General features: G+C 62.2%; 16 protein-coding genes. 6 read left to right on the top strand and 10 right to left on the bottom strand.

The genetic code is table 11. The features are described from left to right. Nucleotides 1-62 precede the first annotated feature (62 nt). From mksB to mksF, 3 genes are read left to right on the top strand one after another with little or no spacing between them, the layout of a single operon-like run. A complete protein-coding gene (gene mksB, locus QQL85_RS00500; protein ID WP_284356309.1) occupies nucleotides 63-1,352 on the top strand; it encodes an Mks condensin complex protein MksB in 1,290 nt (429 codons plus the stop codon). Beyond that, nucleotides 1,342-2,049: an Mks condensin complex protein MksE gene (mksE, locus tag QQL85_RS00495; RefSeq protein ID WP_105945587.1), complete on the top strand. Its 708-nt coding sequence runs from the start codon at nucleotides 1,342-1,344 to the stop codon at nucleotides 2,047-2,049. The genes mksB and mksE overlap by 11 nt, the downstream gene beginning before the upstream one ends. Continuing rightward, nucleotides 2,046-4,877: an Mks condensin complex protein MksF gene (mksF, locus tag QQL85_RS00490; RefSeq protein WP_284356310.1), complete on the top strand. Its 2,832-nt coding sequence runs from the start codon at nucleotides 2,046-2,048 to the stop codon at nucleotides 4,875-4,877. Before mksE ends, mksF begins: the two co-directional genes overlap by 4 nt. 83 nt (nucleotides 4,878-4,960) lie before the next feature. Here mksF and QQL85_RS00485 read toward each other — a convergent pair whose 3' ends face one another. The 5 genes from QQL85_RS00485 to rplU all read right to left on the bottom strand — a co-directional run bounded on the left by QQL85_RS00485 (nucleotide 4,961) and on the right by rplU (nucleotide 8,648). Then, nucleotides 4,961-5,422, bottom strand: coding sequence for a CreA family protein (locus QQL85_RS00485; protein ID WP_284356311.1), 462 nt, complete (start codon nucleotides 5,420-5,422; stop codon nucleotides 4,961-4,963). Then, nucleotides 5,419-6,537: a glutamate 5-kinase gene (proB, locus tag QQL85_RS00480; RefSeq protein WP_284356312.1), complete on the bottom strand. Its 1,119-nt coding sequence runs from the start codon at nucleotides 6,535-6,537 to the stop codon at nucleotides 5,419-5,421. Before proB ends, QQL85_RS00485 begins: the two co-directional genes overlap by 4 nt. A gap of 85 nt (nucleotides 6,538-6,622) precedes the next feature. Next, nucleotides 6,623-7,849, bottom strand: a complete 1,227-nt coding sequence (gene cgtA / locus QQL85_RS00475; RefSeq protein ID WP_284356313.1) for an Obg family GTPase CgtA — start codon at nucleotides 7,847-7,849, stop codon at nucleotides 6,623-6,625. A gap of 188 nt (nucleotides 7,850-8,037) precedes the next feature. Beyond that, on the bottom strand, nucleotides 8,038-8,295 hold the full coding sequence (gene rpmA / locus QQL85_RS00470; RefSeq protein ID WP_003247464.1) for a 50S ribosomal protein L27: 258 nt from the start codon (nucleotides 8,293-8,295) through the stop codon (nucleotides 8,038-8,040). A gap of 38 nt (nucleotides 8,296-8,333) precedes the next feature. Further along, the gene (rplU, locus tag QQL85_RS00465) at nucleotides 8,334-8,648 is read right to left on the bottom strand and encodes a 50S ribosomal protein L21 (protein ID WP_003247466.1); all 315 of its coding nucleotides are present in this window, start codon (nucleotides 8,646-8,648) and stop codon (nucleotides 8,334-8,336) included. 244 nt (nucleotides 8,649-8,892) lie between these two features. On the opposite strand from rplU, the gene QQL85_RS00460 reads away from it, so the two are divergent. The 3 genes from QQL85_RS00460 to QQL85_RS00450 all read left to right on the top strand — a co-directional run bounded on the left by QQL85_RS00460 (nucleotide 8,893) and on the right by QQL85_RS00450 (nucleotide 10,699). Further along, the gene (locus tag QQL85_RS00460; RefSeq protein ID WP_284356314.1) at nucleotides 8,893-9,861 is read left to right on the top strand and encodes a polyprenyl synthetase family protein; all 969 of its coding nucleotides are present in this window, start codon (nucleotides 8,893-8,895) and stop codon (nucleotides 9,859-9,861) included. A gap of 166 nt (nucleotides 9,862-10,027) precedes the next feature. Then, nucleotides 10,028-10,369: a zinc ribbon domain-containing protein YjdM gene (locus tag QQL85_RS00455; protein ID WP_284356315.1), complete on the top strand. Its 342-nt coding sequence runs from the start codon at nucleotides 10,028-10,030 to the stop codon at nucleotides 10,367-10,369. Nucleotides 10,370-10,453: 84 nt separating this feature from the next. Continuing rightward, complete coding sequence (locus QQL85_RS00450) at nucleotides 10,454-10,699, top strand: PA4570 family protein (protein ID WP_016713350.1); 246 nt, start codon at nucleotides 10,454-10,456, stop codon at nucleotides 10,697-10,699. Nucleotides 10,700-10,826: 127 nt separating this feature from the next. Here the strand turns inward: QQL85_RS00450 and QQL85_RS00445 are convergent, their stop codons facing one another. From QQL85_RS00445 to QQL85_RS00425, 5 genes are all read right to left on the bottom strand, one after another. Continuing rightward, the gene (locus tag QQL85_RS00445) at nucleotides 10,827-11,444 is read right to left on the bottom strand and encodes an FKBP-type peptidyl-prolyl cis-trans isomerase (RefSeq protein WP_284356316.1); all 618 of its coding nucleotides are present in this window, start codon (nucleotides 11,442-11,444) and stop codon (nucleotides 10,827-10,829) included. Nucleotides 11,445-11,529: 85 nt separating this feature from the next. Further along, nucleotides 11,530-11,835: a DUF6482 family protein gene (locus QQL85_RS00440; protein WP_016713352.1), complete on the bottom strand. Its 306-nt coding sequence runs from the start codon at nucleotides 11,833-11,835 to the stop codon at nucleotides 11,530-11,532. 128 nt (nucleotides 11,836-11,963) lie between these two features. After that, nucleotides 11,964-12,452: a TIGR00645 family protein gene (locus QQL85_RS00435; protein WP_003247486.1), complete on the bottom strand. Its 489-nt coding sequence runs from the start codon at nucleotides 12,450-12,452 to the stop codon at nucleotides 11,964-11,966. A 199-nt stretch (nucleotides 12,453-12,651) separates the two neighbouring features. Then, nucleotides 12,652-12,990, bottom strand: a complete 339-nt coding sequence (locus QQL85_RS00430; protein WP_003247487.1) for a hypothetical protein — start codon at nucleotides 12,988-12,990, stop codon at nucleotides 12,652-12,654. Between the two features lie 161 nt (nucleotides 12,991-13,151). After that, nucleotides 13,152-15,590: a Lon protease family protein gene (locus tag QQL85_RS00425; protein WP_284356317.1), complete on the bottom strand. Its 2,439-nt coding sequence runs from the start codon at nucleotides 15,588-15,590 to the stop codon at nucleotides 13,152-13,154. Nucleotides 15,591-15,673 lie beyond the last annotated feature (83 nt).

Here is a 15,673-nt window from a genome sequence, read left to right as displayed (position 1 = left end):
GAAAACCTCCCCCCCGGATGCAGTACAATCGCCCCCTTTTTCTTGGCAACGAGTCGAAGCCAATGATCGAACCCAAGCGCGTCCTGCGCGCCCTAGCCGAACACTGGGCCCTGATCGAGCCGCTGTGCGAGCGTTTCGACCAGGGCACCCTGAGCCTGATCGAACTGCGCCAGCATGTGGGCCGCCAGCAGCTCGAAAGCACCCCGCAGGACATCACCCAGCTGCTTGACGTATGGATCCGCCTGGATATCCTGGTCCCGGTGGCCAAAAGCCCGAACCGCTTCGAGCTGAATGCGCAGATCCACGACTTCCTCGCTTACCTGCGCCGCGAACACCGGCTGGGCCTGTGCCTGGAGATCGAAGCCTACCTGCGACACCTGGAACGCCTGGCCGGGCATATCCAGGACGCCTTCGACAACCGCGACAGCGACGACCTGGCACGCCAGCTGCGCCTGCTCGACATGCGCGTACGCGATGTGCTTAAAAAGCTCGACAACGACGAGCAGGCACTGGTGGCCGTGGCCGAGCGGGCCAAGACCAGCAACCGCCAGATCCCACTGCGCCAGCGTTATGCCGAAGTCCTGGCCACCTGGGACGAATACGTCGAACCGATGATCCAGCTGGTGAACGCCGACGGCGCGTTCGAACAAGGCGTGCGCAAGGTCGAGACCGTGCTGTTGAAGCTGCTGGGCGAACAGGCACGCCTGGGTCACCTGGTCGACGACGACATGCTGCTGCGCACCCACGCACGCATCCTGGAAATGCAGACCAGCGCCCAGCTCACCCTGCGCCACGCCCGCGAACTGCTGTTGCCGCTGCGTGAAGAAGCCCGCCGGCACAACGCCGTGACCCGCGGCGCTGCACTGGCCCTGTCGGTCATCCGGCGCAAAGGCATTGATGCCGTGCCGCAGGCGGCCATGCCGATGTTCACCCGCCCGCAAAGCACCTTCCTGGGCAGTGCCAGCCAGGTCGAGGCCTACGTTTACGCCCTGGCCCGCTTCGAGCCCAAGCCGGCGCGCTTCCCCAAGGCCCACAAGCCCCAGTCCGGCGCCCTGCCCCGCGCACCGCGCACGGTCAAGGAAATGGCCGAACGCTGCGAAAAGGCCCTGCCATTGCCCGACCTGATGGTCTGGCTGCTGGAGCAGGAGCCCGAAGGCGCCACCGACGAGCTGCTGTACTGGTTCTCACGCCTGTCGCGGGAAAAACGCTTCAAGCGCGAACGCCTCGACCGTCGCGAATACACCACCCAGGAACACCTGGTCAGCCTGCGCTCGTTTGCCCTGACCTCCAGCCGCGAAGACGCCACCAGCGCGCCTACCGAACCCAACGCGAGCCCAGCCCATGCATCTTGATCTTTCCGAACTGTCCCAGCTCGCGCCGATCTTCCGCGAGCTGTTCAAAGGCTTCCACGTCAGCCGCCGCGACCCCGAGCTGTACGCGCAACTGTCGAATTTCCAGGACCAGTACCGCACCCTGTTCAAGGCCCTGGGCTTCGAGCTGGTGTGCGACACGCGTGGTTTCTACTACTTCGTGCCGGACATGACCGCCGCGCAGGTGAACAAGACCGCGCAGCGCCTGTCGCTGTTCACTTTCATCCTGGTCGAGCACCTGGCCGACCAAGGCCGTGACCCGATGGCCGTGCTCGACGGCGGCAGCATCGGCCGCGACGAACTGCCCTCGCTGCTGGACAAGTACCGCGACCTGTTCCTGCAGGCCGAAGTGCAGACCGTGGACGAGCTGGAAGAAAAAATCCTGCGCCGCATGACCCAGCTCGGCTTCGCCCATGAAGAAGGCGGCATCTACCGCTTCCTGCCGCCGATGCACCGATTCCTCGATGTGTGCCTCTCGGTGCAGCAAGACCGCGACCTGGCCGCCACCCTGCACAGCGACCTGCCCCTGCCGACCCCGGTACTGGTCGAGGAAGAAAGCCCCGAAGAACTCAACCGCACCGACGACCCGCTGGACCTCAGCCCGTTCGACGGCGAGGAAAGCGAAGAGGAAGCCCTGGCCCGGGCCATCCGCGAAGAGCAACAGGAGATTGACGCATGAGCCAGGAACGCTACGGCATCCGCCGCTTTGCACTGCTCAACACCGCCGGCTACAGCCTTGGCCTGTTCCCGCTGGAGCACCCGCTGTCGGTCTACGGCGCCAACAACCTGGGTAAATCGGCGTCGATCAACGCCCTGCAGTTCCCGATCCTGGCACGCATGTCGGACATGAGCTTCGGCAAGTACAGCCTCGAGCAGTCGCGCCGCTTCTACTTTGCCAGCGACACCTCGTACATTCTCTGCGAACTGAGCCTGCCCCACGGCCCACATGTGATCGGCGTGGTCGGCCGCGGCCCGGGCGGCGGTTTCGGCCACCAGTTCTTCGCCTACAAGGGCGAGCTGGACCTGGCCCACTACCAGAAGAACGACACCTGCCTGCGCCAGAAAGAGCTGTTCACCAACCTTGAACGGCTGGGGATCAAGGCCTACGAGCTGAAGCCGGACGAACTGCGCCGCCTGCTGGTTGGCGGCCACACTTCGGTGCCGCTGGACCTGACCATGATCCCGCTGCGCTCCACCAGCGAGCAAAGCCTGAAAACCTTCCGTGCGCTGTTCATCAACCTGCTGCACATGCGCGAAATCACGGCAGCCAAGCTCAAGCAGCTGTTCCTCGATGCCTTCGAGCACAGCCTGCGTTCCGGCAGCGTCGACTACATCGCCGCATGCGAGGAAGCCTTCCGCGACGTGCGCCGCATGGAGCAGGACTACAACGCCCTGGTCGCTGCCGGCCCACTGGTCGAGGCACTGGCGGGTGGCGTAGCCCAGCGCGACATCCTGCGCGGCAAGCTGCACCGCATTTCACCCGTACTCGACACCCTGCTGGGCACCTGGCAGGAATACGCCATGGCGCGCAAGGAAGAGCTGGTCATCCAGTCCGAGCACTACCGTGGCGAGCAGGACCGCCTGCAGAACGACCAGCGCGGTGGCACCCAGGAGCTGATGCGCCTGGAGCGTGAAATCACCGGTATCCAGCGCTGGCTGGGCGAACTGTCGGTGCTCAAGCACCGCTTTGCCCTGGTCGATGACGTCAAAGTACTGGAGCAGCAGCTGCTGGCGGCCAAGGATGCCCACGACGAACTGGCCGGTGCCCTGGCGCAGTCGCGTCAGTTCAGCGCCGAAGACCTGGACGAGCGCGTACGCGACCTGGAAAAACGCCTGAAGCAGGTCAAGCAGCAGCTGGACCATGCTGACAACAACAGCTACGCCCGCCTGCGCGAAGAATTCTCGCAGCAGGACGTCGACCGCCTGATGCGCCTGTTCAACGGTGCACTGTTCAGCCTGCCACTGGGCGACCGTGGCATCGAACTGGACGACAGCGCCCTGTGGGTAAAATCGCTGGAAGCGGTGCTGGACGGTTTCAAGGGCGAGCGCTTCGAAGCCCCAGGCCTGTCCATCGACCTCACCCACATCGACCCACCGGCGCTGCAGGCCCTGGCCGACCGCGCCGCCCTGCGCGACCAGAAAGAGCGCCTGGAAAAAGAGCTGAAACAGCTCAAGACCCAGCAGGCTGTTACCGCCGACCGCACCGCTTCCAAGGCGCAGACCGAAACCCTGTATCAGCAGGTACTGGACGCGCAGAAGGCGCTGGAAGACTTCCGCCGCAGCGAAACCCTGGCTGCCGAAGAGCCCGAGAAGCTGGAACAGCTGTCGCAACTGGAAGCCGCCCAGGACGAACTCAAGCGCTCCAGTGATGCCTTCACCGAGCGCGTCCAGCAGCTGTCGGCCAAGCTGCAACTGGTCGGCCGCCAGATCGGCGACCTCGAGTCCAAGCAGCGCACCCTGGAAGACGCCCTGCGCCGTCGCCAGCTGCTGCCGGCCGACCTGCCCTACGGCACGCCGTTCATGGAAGCCATCGACGACTCGATGGATAACCTGCTGCCCCTGCTCAACGACTACCAGGACAGCTGGCAAGGCCTGCAACGGGTAGACAACCAGATCGAGGCGCTGTACGCCCAGGTGCGCCTGAAGGGCGTAGCCAAGTTCGACAGCGAAGACGACATGGAGCGCCGCCTGCAGCTGCTGGTGAACGCCTATGCGCACCGCACCGAAGAAGCCCTGACCCTGGCCAAGGCACGCCGCGCCGCCGTCACCGACATCGCCCGTACCCTACGCAACATTCGCAGCGACTACGACAGCCTCGAACACCAGCTGGCCCTGTTCAACCGCGAGATCAACAAGCGCCAGGTTTCCAACCTGGAGAGCTTCCGCGTGGTGCTGGCGCCGAACAAGGAAGCGCTCAAGCACATCGACCAGATCATCCACAGCGCCGGCCAGTACGAAGAAGGCGAAACCCTGTCGGTGTTCGACCTGACCAAGAGTGCCGAGCAGGACAACAAGAACGAAGAGGCCAAGGAATACCTGGCACGCCTGGTGGCCGCCAATCACAACCAGCTGGGCCTGAAGGACCTGTTCGAGCTGGCGTTCGAGATCACCAAGGTCAATGGCCAGCCGATCATCCACGCCGACATCGACGGCGCGGCGTCCAACGGCACCACCATGACCATCAAGGCGCTGACCAACATGTACCTGTTGCTGCACCTGATGGACCGTGACCTGGCCGGGCGCATTCGCCTGCCGTACTACCTGGACGAAGCAGCCGACATCGATGAACGCAACCAGGCGGCACTGCTGGAGACCAGTTTGCAACTGGGCTTCGTACCGATTCTGGCGAGTGTGAAGCCACAGGTATCGGCACATGTGGCGATCGACCTGGAAGGCGGCAGCGGGCCGAATGGCATCTACATCGACGAGGCGGACTGGAAGTTCATCAGCCGGCTGGATGAGGTGAGGAAGGTTGTGCGTGAGGATCAGGCTGAGGAGCTGGCCTGATATAGCTGTATGGGGCCGCTTTGCGGCCCATCGCCGGCAAGCCAGCGATGGAGGCCGAAGGCCTCCCAGGATCTACCCGGCTATCAATGCGCCCAAGGCAAGATCGGGATCGCAGTTACCGCATTCTGCGGGCTGCCTTCGATCATGCGGTCGCTGTACACCAGGTACACCAGCGTATTGCGCTTCTTGTCGAGGAAGCGCACCACCTGCATGGTCTTGAATACCAGCGAGGTGCGCTCCTTGAACACTTCCTCGCCATCTTTCAACTCACCCTTGAAGTTGATCGGCCCGACCTGACGGCAGGCGATCGACGCCTCCGCACGGTCCTCCGCCAGCCCCAGCCCCCCCTTCATGCCGCCAGTCTTGGCCCGCGACAGGTAGCAGGTCACGCCCTCGACCTTGGGATCATCAAACGCTTCGACCACGATGCGGTCGTTCGGCCCGAGGAACTTGAACACGGTGGACACCTGGCCGACTTCCTCGGCCCCGGCAAGCATTGGCAGCGTCAACGCTGCCACGGCAATCACCCGCTTGAGCAGGCTCATACCAGCACCAGATTGTCGCGATGCACCAGCTCCGGCTCGGCGATATAGCCCAACACGCCTTCGATGGCATCGGAGGGTTGGCCGATAATCTTCTGCGCTTCCAGCGCGCTGTAGTTGGCCAGGCCACGGGCCACTTCAACACCGTCCGGACCAACGCACACCACCATCTCGCCACGGCGGAAACTGCCCTGCACGGTCTTCACACCAACCGGCAGCAGGCTCTTGTTGGCCTGACGCAACGCCTGCACGGCACCGGCATCCAGCACCAGGGTGCCACGCGTCTGCAGGTGGCCCGCCAGCCACTGCTTGCGTGCTGCGAGCATGCCGCGCTCGGGCGACAACAGGGTACCCAGGCGCTCGCCTGTCTTGAGGCGGTCCAGCACACGCTCGATGCGGCCACCGATGATGATGGTGTGGGCACCGGAGCGGGCGGCAAGGCGCGCGGCGCGCAGCTTGGTCTGCATGCCGCCACGGCCCAGGGCACCACCGGTACCACCGGCCACGGCGTCCAGCGACGGGTCGTCGGCACGGGCTTCGTAGATCAGCTGGGCTTCGGGGTTGTTGCGCGGGTCGGCATCGAACATGCCATCGCGGTCGGTGAGGATCACCAGCAGGTCGGCCTCGACCAGGTTGGCCACCAGCGCCGCCAGGGTGTCGTTGTCGCCGAAGCGGATCTCGTCGGTGACCACGGTGTCGTTTTCGTTGATCACCGGCACCACGCCAAGGTCGACCAAGGTGCGCAGGGTGCTGCGGGCGTTCAGGTAACGCTTGCGGTCGGACAGGTCGTCATGGGTCAGCAGGATCTGCGCGGTGTGCTTGCCGTGCTCGCCGAAGCTCGACTCCCAAGCCTGTACCAAACGCATCTGGCCGATCGATGCAGCCGCCTGCAGCTCGTTCATCGCGCTCGGTCGCGACGTCCAGCCCAACTGGCTCATGCCGGCAGCCACGGCCCCGGAGGAGACCAGAACCAACTCAACGCCCGCCTCACGCAGCGCGACCATCTGCTCGACCCAAACGGCCATGGCATCGCGGTCGAGGCCCTTGCCATCGGCGGTCAGCAGAGCACTGCCAATCTTCACGACCCAGCGCTTGGCGCCCGTCACCTTGCTTCGCATCTTCTTCCAACCTATGTCGAATCTATAGATACCGTGGATACAAAAACGCCGCTCCAGAGAGCGGCGTTTAGTGTACTGCAACCGATCAGTCGCGCACGTAAATGATTTCCGGGCCGTCTTCGTCGTCCTCGAAATCATCGTCCCAACCGTCATCGTCGCCGATGTCGTGCACGCTCTTGACGCCGGTACGGCGCAGGGTACGCGCGTCATCCAGCGCCTGCAGCTGGGCACGGGCTTCGTCTTCGATGCGCTGGTCGAGGTCGGCCAGCTCTTCGGCGTAGGCCGGGTCGTTGGCCAAGCGGTCGGCGCGGTCTTCGAGGTAGCGCATCAGGTCGTGGCTGAGCTTGTCGGTACCCTGCTTGGAGATAGCCGAGATCACATAGACCGGGCCTTCCCACTGCAGGCGATCAATCACCTCCTGAACACGCTCGTCACGCTCGTCGTCCATGACCATGTCCGACTTGTTCAGAACCAGCCAACGCTCACGCTCGGCCAGCGACGGGCTGAAGCGGGTCAGTTCGTTGACGATCACTTCGGCGGCGTCGGCCGGGCTGCTTTCGTCCAGCGGCGCGATATCCACCAGGTGCAGCAGCACGCGGGTACGCGCCAGGTGCTTGAGGAAGCGGATACCCAGGCCAGCACCGTCGGAGGCGCCTTCGATCAGGCCGGGGATGTCGGCGATGACGAAGCTCTTCCAGCGGTCGACGCTGACCACGCCCAGGTTAGGTACCAGGGTAGTGAACGGGTAGTCGGCCACTTTCGGCTTGGCGGCCGAGACCGAGCGGATGAAGGTACTCTTGCCAGCATTCGGCAGGCCCAGCAGGCCAACGTCAGCCAACACCTTCATTTCCATTTTCAGGTCGCGCTGGTCACCCGGCTTGCCTGGGGTGGTCTGACGCGGCGCGCGGTTGGTGCTGGACTTGAAACGGGTGTTGCCCAGGCCGTGCCAACCGCCTTGGGCGACCATCAGCTTCTGGCCAGGGGTAACCAGGTCACCGATCACTTCCTGAGTGGAAGCATCAATCACGGTGGTACCGACCGGCACGCGCAGGAACAGGTCTTCACCCTTCTTGCCGGTGCAGTCGGTGCTGCCACCATTGGAGCCGCGCTGGGCTTCGTGGTGACGGGTGTAGCGGTAGTCGACCAGGGTGTTCAGGTTTTCATCGGCAACCATGTACACCGAGCCGCCGTCACCGCCGTCACCGCCGTTGGGGCCACCGTTCTCGATGAACTTCTCGCGACGGAAGCTCATGCAACCGTTGCCGCCGTCACCGGCCTTGACCCGAATCGATACTTCGTCAACAAACTTCATTAAAACCGCCTCTCGTCGACAGACGAGCTGAATGACTCAAAAACATGAGGCTCTTGCAAAAATGAGCGCGGCGGCCCCGTACGACCGTAGAAACCAACGCCGGCAACCCAGACAAACAGCTTTGCAAGAGGCTCACCACAAACGAAAAAGCCCCGTCGCATGACGGGGCTTCTGGAGCGACGTCGCGATTAAGCGGCGACGATGCTCACATAACGGCGCATGAACTCGCCTTTCTTCTCGAACTTGATCACGCCTTCGATCTTGGCGAACAAGGTGTGATCCTTGCCCATGCCAACGCCGTAGCCAGCGTGGAATTCGGTGCCGCGCTGACGGACGATGATGTTGCCTGGCTTGATAACCTGGCCGCCATACATCTTCACGCCAAGGCGTTTAGATTCTGAGTCGCGACCGTTACGAGTACTACCACCAGCCTTCTTGTGAGCCATGGTTCAATTCTCCAAATAAATTCAGGGGATCTAGGGGATTAAGCCTGGATGCCGGTGATTTTGATCTCGGTGAACCACTGGCGGTGGCCCATACGCTTCATGTGGTGCTTACGACGACGGAACTTGATGATGCGAACCTTGTCGTGGCGGCCTTGCGAAACGACTTCGGCCACTACTTTAGCGCCAGCAACAACTGGAGCACCGATGGTGACTTCTTCACCGTTGGCGACCAGCAGAACGCGATCGAAGGTCACGGATTCGCCAGTGGCGACTTCCAGTTTTTCGATCTTGAGGAATTCACCTTCAGCGACTTTGTACTGCTTGCCGCCGGTAACGATTACTGCGTAAGACATGGTATTTCTCCGATAATCCTGCTCACCCAGCGCTTTATATGATGAGTATTGGCTGGCATGGCTGCATAGGGCTGGAACGGCCCGGTGCAATTGCGTAAGGCAGGTGCTGCCCAGGAAGTTAGGGTGCGCGATTGTACGCAACCCCGGTTTTGCTTGCAAGTACCGCCCCCGGCCAGCGGGTACCGCGCCTTGACACACCGGGACCTGCGACCTAGCATGCCGCGCAACCTCACTGGAGCAGCCGATGCAACCCCAAACCTTCTACCGTGCGGTGGCTGATGATTTCAGCGCCGTCGACGAGATCATCAAGAAGCAGCTGACCTCGCGCGTGCCGCTGGTATCGAAGATCGGCGACTATATCACGTCCGCCGGTGGCAAGCGCCTGCGCCCCCTGCTGGTACTGCTGTGCGGCAAGGCCCTGGGCCGCGAAGGCGACGACCTGCGCCTGCTGGCCGCCACCATCGAATTCCTGCACACCGCCACCCTGCTGCACGACGATGTGGTCGACATGTCCGGCATGCGCCGTGGCCGATCCACCGCCAATGCCCTGTGGGGCAACGCGCCAAGCGTGCTGGTGGGCGACTTCCTTTATTCGCGCTCGTTCGAAATGATGGTCGAACTGGGCTCGATGCCGGTCATGCAGATCCTGTCCAAGGCCACGCGTGTGATTGCCGAGGGTGAAGTGCTGCAGCTGTCGCGGGTACGCGATGCCAGCACCACCGAGGAAATCTACATGGAGGTCATCCGCGGCAAGACCGCGATGCTGTTCGAAGCCTCAACCCACAGCGCCGCCGCGCTGGCCGAAGCGACCGACGAGCAGCGCGAAGCCCTGCGCACCTTCGGTGACCACCTGGGCGTAGCCTTCCAACTGGTCGACGACCTGCTGGACTACAAGGGTGACTCGCAAACCCTGGGCAAGAACGTCGGTGACGACCTGGCCGAGGGCAAGCCTACCCTGCCGCTGATCTACACCATGCGCGAAGGCACTGCCGAGCAGGCTGCGCTGGTACGCCAGGCCATTCAGAAAGGTGGCCTTGAGGATCTGGAGCAGATCCGCGTGGCGGTCGAAGAGTCGGGCGCGCTGAAGTACACCGCCGAGCTGGCGCGTGACTATGTGAAGCGTGCCATTCAGTGCCTCGAAGTACTGCCGGCCAGCGAGTATCGGGATGCGCTGGTTGAATTGAGCGAGTTTGCGGTCGCGCGTACTCACTGACAAATCGAGTCGCCTTCTTCGCGGGCAAGCCCGCTCCTACAGGGATCGCATCGCCTGTAGGAGTGGGCTTGCCCGCGATGCTTTTGTCCGGACATAATCACTTCTGGGAAAATACCTTTTACAATGCGGGTTTTTAACCGCCCGTCTGTTTGTTTGAGGAACCGAAGTGAGCACTCTGCCAGCCTGCCCAAAATGCAACTCCGAATACACCTATGAGGATGGCACTCAGCTGATCTGCCCTGAATGCGCCCACGAGTGGTCGGCCAGTGGCGACACCGAAGCGGCCAGCGACGAGGCGGTGAAGAAAGACTCGGTCGGCAACATCCTGCAAGACGGCGACACCGTCACCGTGATCAAGGACCTTAAGGTCAAGGGTTCTTCCCTGGTGGTCAAAGTCGGCACCAAGGTCAAGAACATCCGCCTGTGCGACGGTGATCACGACATCGACTGCAAAATCGACGGCATCGGCGCCATGAAACTGAAGTCCGAGTTCGTGCGCAAAGTCTGATTACACAAAAATCTGCCAATTGGCGCTTGCTATTTTGATAATAAGAATTATTCTCATTGGAATTGCTATCCAAGGAGAATAGCCATGACTTATCTGATCGACGCCTGGCTGGACCGCCCTCACCCCTATCTGCGCATTCTTCATCGTGAAACCGGTGAAGTGTGCGCGGTGCTTGAAGAAGAAGCGCTCGACGAGCTGCGTGACCAGGGTGACCTGGACATGAGCGGGTTGAATTCGAGTGAGCCGGGGGTGCTCAAGGAACTGGTGCGGAACCTGTTTCTGTTTTGCTATGCGAGGGCATTGCGCCCGGCGGGGACGGATTGGAACTGAGGCTCGCAGGGCCGGCCTCTTCGCGGGTGAACCCGCTCCCACAGGAACCGTACAAGGCTTGAATGTTGCGCAGTACCTGTGGGAGCTGGCTTGCCGGCGATTGGGCCGCAAAGCGGCCCCGAGGGCATTACAGAACGTCGAGCAGCTCGACGTCGAACACCAGTACGCTGTGTGGCGGGATGCTGCCAACGCCTTGGGCGCCGTAGGCCAGCTCGCTCGGCACATACAGGCGCCATTTGCTGCCAGCATTCATCAGCTGCAGGGCTTCGGTCCAGCCGGCGATCACACCACCCACCGGGAATTCAGCCGGCTGACCACGGTCGTAGGAGCTGTCGAAGACAGTGCCGTCGATCAGGGTGCCGTGGTAGTGCGTGCGCACGTTGTCTTCGCGGGTCGGCTTGGCGCCTTCGCCTGCGGTCAGCACTTCGAACTGCAGGCCCGAAGCCAGGGTGGTGATGCCATCACGCTTGGCGTTCTCGGCCAGGAATTCCTTACCTGCGCCAGCAGCGGCTTCGGCCTTGGCAGCAGCTTCGGCTTGCATGATGTCGCGGATCACTTTGAAGCTGGCCGACAGGTCGGCTTCGCTGACGCGGCTGTCAGCGCCGTTGAAGGCGTCGGTCAGGCCAGCCAGGATGGCTTCCAGGCTAACGCCTGGTGGCGGGTTGTCGCGCAGTTGGCCGCCCAGCTGGCGGCCGATGCCGTAGCTTACGCGCGTTTCGTCGGTGGACAGGTTCAGTTCGGACATTGTCGTGCTCCACTGCAGGGCGCAGTGCAGCCGCGCCCTTGATGAAAAGGGCGAGCAGCCTAGCACACTGGGGCGCTGCGAGCAGCTACCAGGCCGAACGCTGGGAAATCGGCACCTTCAGGTCTTCTTCCGGGTGCGTGCCCATGCCGCACATTTCATCCTGCACCGACCAGTGCACCAGGTTCATCGAAACCATGGGGATGGTTTGCAGCAACTTGCGCGCGTCCTCCACCGAGTGCACGCGCAAGCGTTCACCACGGGTGTCGGACAAGGGATGAGCGCGGCCTTTGACCCGAGCCTCAAGCAGGTAGTCACCGCCTTCGATGGCGATCAGGTTCAGTTCATCGACATGGCCGGCCCTGGCCTCGGTATTGAGCTGATGCAGGTTCATGAGAACACCTCGCGATGGGAACCACGCATGAGAGCTCATTTTTTGTACAGACAGGCTTAAAGCACAAGCCAGAAACAACACCGCCCGTCCGTTTTGCAACGGACGGGCGGTGCAAACAGCAACCTGGCTCAGTGCTTGGTCAGCTTGTCCAGATAGCCCATGCAGAACGCCGAAACCACGAAGGTCATGTGAATGATCACATACCACATCAGGTAATCGGTGGAGATGTTCTGCGCATCCATGAACACCCGCAACAGGTGAATGGAAGAAATTGCCACGATTGACGCGGCAACCTTCATCTTCAGCGACGAAGAGTCCATCTTGCCCAGCCAGTTGAGCTTTTCCTTGCTTTCGTCGATATCCAGCTGCGAAACGAAGTTCTCGTAGCCGGAAATCATCACCATCACCAACAGGCCGCCCACCAGCGACATATCGATCAGCGACAGGATCACCAGAATCAGGTCGGCCTCGCTCAGGGCAAAGACGTTGGGCAGGACGTGGACCACTTCCTGGAAGAATTTCAGCGCCAGGGCCAGCAAGCCGAGGGACAGGCCAAAGTAGATGGGTGCGAGCAGCCAGCGCGAGGCATACATCGCGTTTTCGAGGATACGTTCCATGAAGTTTGAGGACTCGTCAGGTGACTTGAAAAACGACGGCGAGTATAGCCAGCCACCTGTTACAGCAAAAGCCCGGTGATTGGGGCTGCTTTGCGGCCCATCGCCGGCACGCCAGCTCCCACAGGTATAGCGCAAGCCTCAGGTACTGCGCTGTACCTGTGGGAGCTGGCGTGCCGGCGATGAGGCCGGTGAGGGTGATTCAGGTTTCAGGGTGAAATTGGTAATCCCCCAGGTTCCGGCACCGCTCGCCATTGATCCGCCGCAACTGCGCTTGCAGGTGCAAGCACCAGATCTGCGGGTCTTCGGCCACCTGGTAACCATGCAAGGTCAGGCTGTCGACAATGGCATTTAACACAGACTCAGCCACCAGCGGCCCATGGAACGGCCCTTGGGCCTTGATCGCAGAGGGTTGTTCACCGGCCATGCCGGCGGCGAACAGCAATGTCCACATGCCGTTGTCCCCGGCCAGTGGGCGAATGCTGCATTCGATGCGGGTCACCAGGCCCAGGCACTGGCGTGTGAGGCTGAGGTTGCGCATGGCCGCGTCCCCTCCAATAAGCCTTGTTCAGCCTGTACCTCAGGCTGTTTCCATCCTGAACGCTGATACTGTCCTTAAGTTCCATCATAGAAGAACAGTGCAAAAAGATGGAAAACCGGCGCTGAACGGTAGCACATCGCCGCCAGCGCCGGTTTATTGACTCAGGCCGGTTTAGCCTGGGCAATTACCTCTTCCAGGCGTTCCTTTTCTGCCTTCTCGATTTCTTCCTCGCTGATCATTTCAGCGATTTCACGCAGGCGCTCCACCACCCGGGCATTGACGCTGCCTTCGGTGAACAGGCCCTTGTCATCGAGCTCACCGGCCTCCTCGCCCACCAGCAGGCTCAGCGCCTCGTCGGCCTGGCTGACCGCGTAAACGTGGAACATACCGTTCTCCACCGCCTGCAACACACGCTCGTCGAGCATCAGGGTGGCAACGTTGGCACGCGGGATGATCACACCCTGCTCGCCGGTCAGGCCACGCGCCTCACAGAGGCGGAAGAAGCCCTCGATCTTCTCGTTCACCCCACCCACTGCCTGCACTTCACCAAACTGGTTGATCGAGCCGGTGATGGCGAAGCACTGCTTGAGCGGCGTGCGCGACAAGGCCGAGATCAGCGTACAGGCTTCGCCCAGCGAGGCGCTGTCACCGTCCACATAACCATAGGACTGCTCCAGGGCGATGCTGGCGGAAATCGCCAGCGGGAATTCCTGGGCATAGCGGCTGCCCAGGTAACCGGTGAGGATCATCACCCCTTTGGAGTGAATCGGCTGGCCCAGGTTGACCTCGCGCTCGATGTCGACAATGCCGCTGCCGCCCGGGTACACGGTGGCCGAAATACGCGCTGGCATCCCGAACGCCGAGTCACCCACTTCCAGTACGGTCAGCCCGTTGCACTTGCCGATGGCCGCACCTTCGGTGTCGATCAGGATGATGCCGGCCAGCATGTCGTCCAGCACACGCTGGGATACACGCCCGGTGCGGGTGGCCTTGGCCTTCAGGGCACGTTCGATGTGCCCGGCGTCGGTCATTTCATCACTGGCCAGCTGGCGAATGAAATCGGCTTCGCTGACCAGCTGGAACAGGTCACCGATGCGTGCCGACAGGCGCGACTGGTTCTCTGCAAGGCGGGCGCTGTAGGTGGCCAGGCGTGCCACCGCATCGCTGGTCAGCGGCGCCATGCCCTCCTCGTTGGTGCGGGTGCGCAAGAGCTGGGCGAACTGCTCCAGGTTCTCGTCGACCATGGGCATGTCTTCGTCGAAGTCCACCAGCACCCGGAACATTTCCTGAAAGTCCGAGTCGTGGTCCTGCAATGCGTAGTACAACTGGCGCGAGCCGATAATCACCAGCTTGACGTTGAGCGGTATCATCTGCGGCTGCAGACTGACAGTGGCAACGCGGCCCAACTCACCGATCGGCGACTCCATCTTCAGCTTGCGCGATTGCAGGGAACGCTTGAGCGCATCCCACACGAACGGCTCGCCCAGCATCTTCTCGGCTTCAAGAATCAGGAAGCCGCCGTTGGCACGGTGCAGCGCGCCCGGGCGCAGCTGGCGGTACGAGGTGTACAGCGCGCCCTGATCGGTGCTGTATTCGATACGGCCGAACAGGTTGTCGTAAGTCGGGTGCGGCTCGAACACAACCGGCGCGCCACCGGCGGCGTGGTGGCCGACCACCAGGCTTGGGGCGTACTGCTCTTCGAGCAGCTTGCGCGCGGCGGCGTCAGTCTTGCTGTCATCAACCAGTTGCTCGACCACGGTGCGCAACAGGTTCAGCTGTACCGACTGCAGGTAGGCGCACACCGCGGCGTTCTCGGCGTACTTTTCTGACAACGGTGCCAGCAAAGGCTGCAAGGCCAAGGTAATGGTTTCTTCGTTGAGCTGACGCAGCTGGTTGTTCGACTCGCGCTTCCATTGCGGCAAGCTGGCCAGCTCCTCGTTCAGCTGCTCTTCAAGCAGGGCGATGTCCTCGTGGAACTGCTCGCGCACCTCTTCCGGCAACTGGGCGAATTCGGCTTCATCCAGCGCTTTGCCGTCTGCCATCGGGGTGAAGGCAACGTTGCTGGCATCGCGGTACAGGGCGACATCCTTCTCCAGCGAGGCGCGCTCGATCACGTCCAGGGCGCGGTCATAACGCTGGTTGAAGGCGCGGTCGATAGCGCCTTTCTTCTGCTGATAGGACGGGTGCTCGAACACCGCCGGGAAGGTTGCCAACAGGTTGTCGATCAGCCCGCCCATGTCGGCGATGAACGCCCCGGCGCTGCCGGAAGGCAATTCCAGCGCACGCGGTTCGCGGGTGTCGTCGAAGTGGTTGACGTAGACCCAGTCGGCCGGGGTCTGCTGACGCTTGCCTTCGGCTTTGAGGTAGCGCTTGACGAACGAGAAGCGCCCGGTACCGGGCTCGCCCATCACATATACGTTGTAACCCGGGCGTGGCATGGCCACGCCGAACTGCAGGGCCTCGACAGCACGTTCCTGGCCCAGAACTCCGCGAAACGGCTCCAGATCGTCGGTATGGGTAAAGGCAAACTGCTCGGGTGAGAAACGCCGGGTCAGGGCTTCAGGCGCGAGACGCAGGCGCGCAGCGACAGGATCGGGCATTGGGTTTCCTTACTTCGGCGGGGCAGATACGGAGCATTCTGGCGCTGCCCGCGCGCGCCTTGCAAGGCTCTGCGGGACTTTAT

The organism is Pseudomonas putida (assembly GCF_030159595.1).
In the GTDB taxonomy this organism is placed as follows: domain Bacteria; phylum Pseudomonadota; class Gammaproteobacteria; order Pseudomonadales; family Pseudomonadaceae; genus Aquipseudomonas; species Aquipseudomonas putida_AC.
This window is presented reverse-complemented; position numbering and strand designations above follow the sequence as displayed.

Bases quoted from the DNA above. Each gene is read 5' to 3' on its own strand.
- mksB (WP_284356309.1), top strand. From the start codon at position 63: ATGATCGAACCCAAGCGCGTCCTGCGCGCCCTAGCCGAACACTGGGCC.
- mksE (WP_105945587.1), top strand. From the start codon at position 1,342: ATGCATCTTGATCTTTCCGAACTGTCCCAGCTCGCGCCGATCTTCCGC.
- mksF (WP_284356310.1), top strand. From the start codon at position 2,046: ATGAGCCAGGAACGCTACGGCATCCGCCGCTTTGCACTGCTCAACACC.
- QQL85_RS00485 (WP_284356311.1), bottom strand. From the start codon at position 5,422: ATGAGCCTGCTCAAGCGGGTGATTGCCGTGGCAGCGTTGACGCTGCCA.
- proB (WP_284356312.1), bottom strand. From the start codon at position 6,537: ATGCGAAGCAAGGTGACGGGCGCCAAGCGCTGGGTCGTGAAGATTGGC.
- cgtA (WP_284356313.1), bottom strand. From the start codon at position 7,849: ATGAAGTTTGTTGACGAAGTATCGATTCGGGTCAAGGCCGGTGACGGC.
- rpmA (WP_003247464.1), bottom strand. From the start codon at position 8,295: ATGGCTCACAAGAAGGCTGGTGGTAGTACTCGTAACGGTCGCGACTCA.
- rplU (WP_003247466.1), bottom strand. From the start codon at position 8,648: ATGTCTTACGCAGTAATCGTTACCGGCGGCAAGCAGTACAAAGTCGCT.
- QQL85_RS00460 (WP_284356314.1), top strand. From the start codon at position 8,893: ATGCAACCCCAAACCTTCTACCGTGCGGTGGCTGATGATTTCAGCGCC.
- QQL85_RS00450 (WP_016713350.1), top strand. From the start codon at position 10,454: ATGACTTATCTGATCGACGCCTGGCTGGACCGCCCTCACCCCTATCTG.
- QQL85_RS00445 (WP_284356316.1), bottom strand. From the start codon at position 11,444: ATGTCCGAACTGAACCTGTCCACCGACGAAACGCGCGTAAGCTACGGC.
- QQL85_RS00440 (WP_016713352.1), bottom strand. From the start codon at position 11,835: ATGAACCTGCATCAGCTCAATACCGAGGCCAGGGCCGGCCATGTCGAT.
- QQL85_RS00435 (WP_003247486.1), bottom strand. From the start codon at position 12,452: ATGGAACGTATCCTCGAAAACGCGATGTATGCCTCGCGCTGGCTGCTC.
- QQL85_RS00430 (WP_003247487.1), bottom strand. From the start codon at position 12,990: ATGCGCAACCTCAGCCTCACACGCCAGTGCCTGGGCCTGGTGACCCGC.
- QQL85_RS00425 (WP_284356317.1), bottom strand. From the start codon at position 15,590: ATGCCCGATCCTGTCGCTGCGCGCCTGCGTCTCGCGCCTGAAGCCCTG.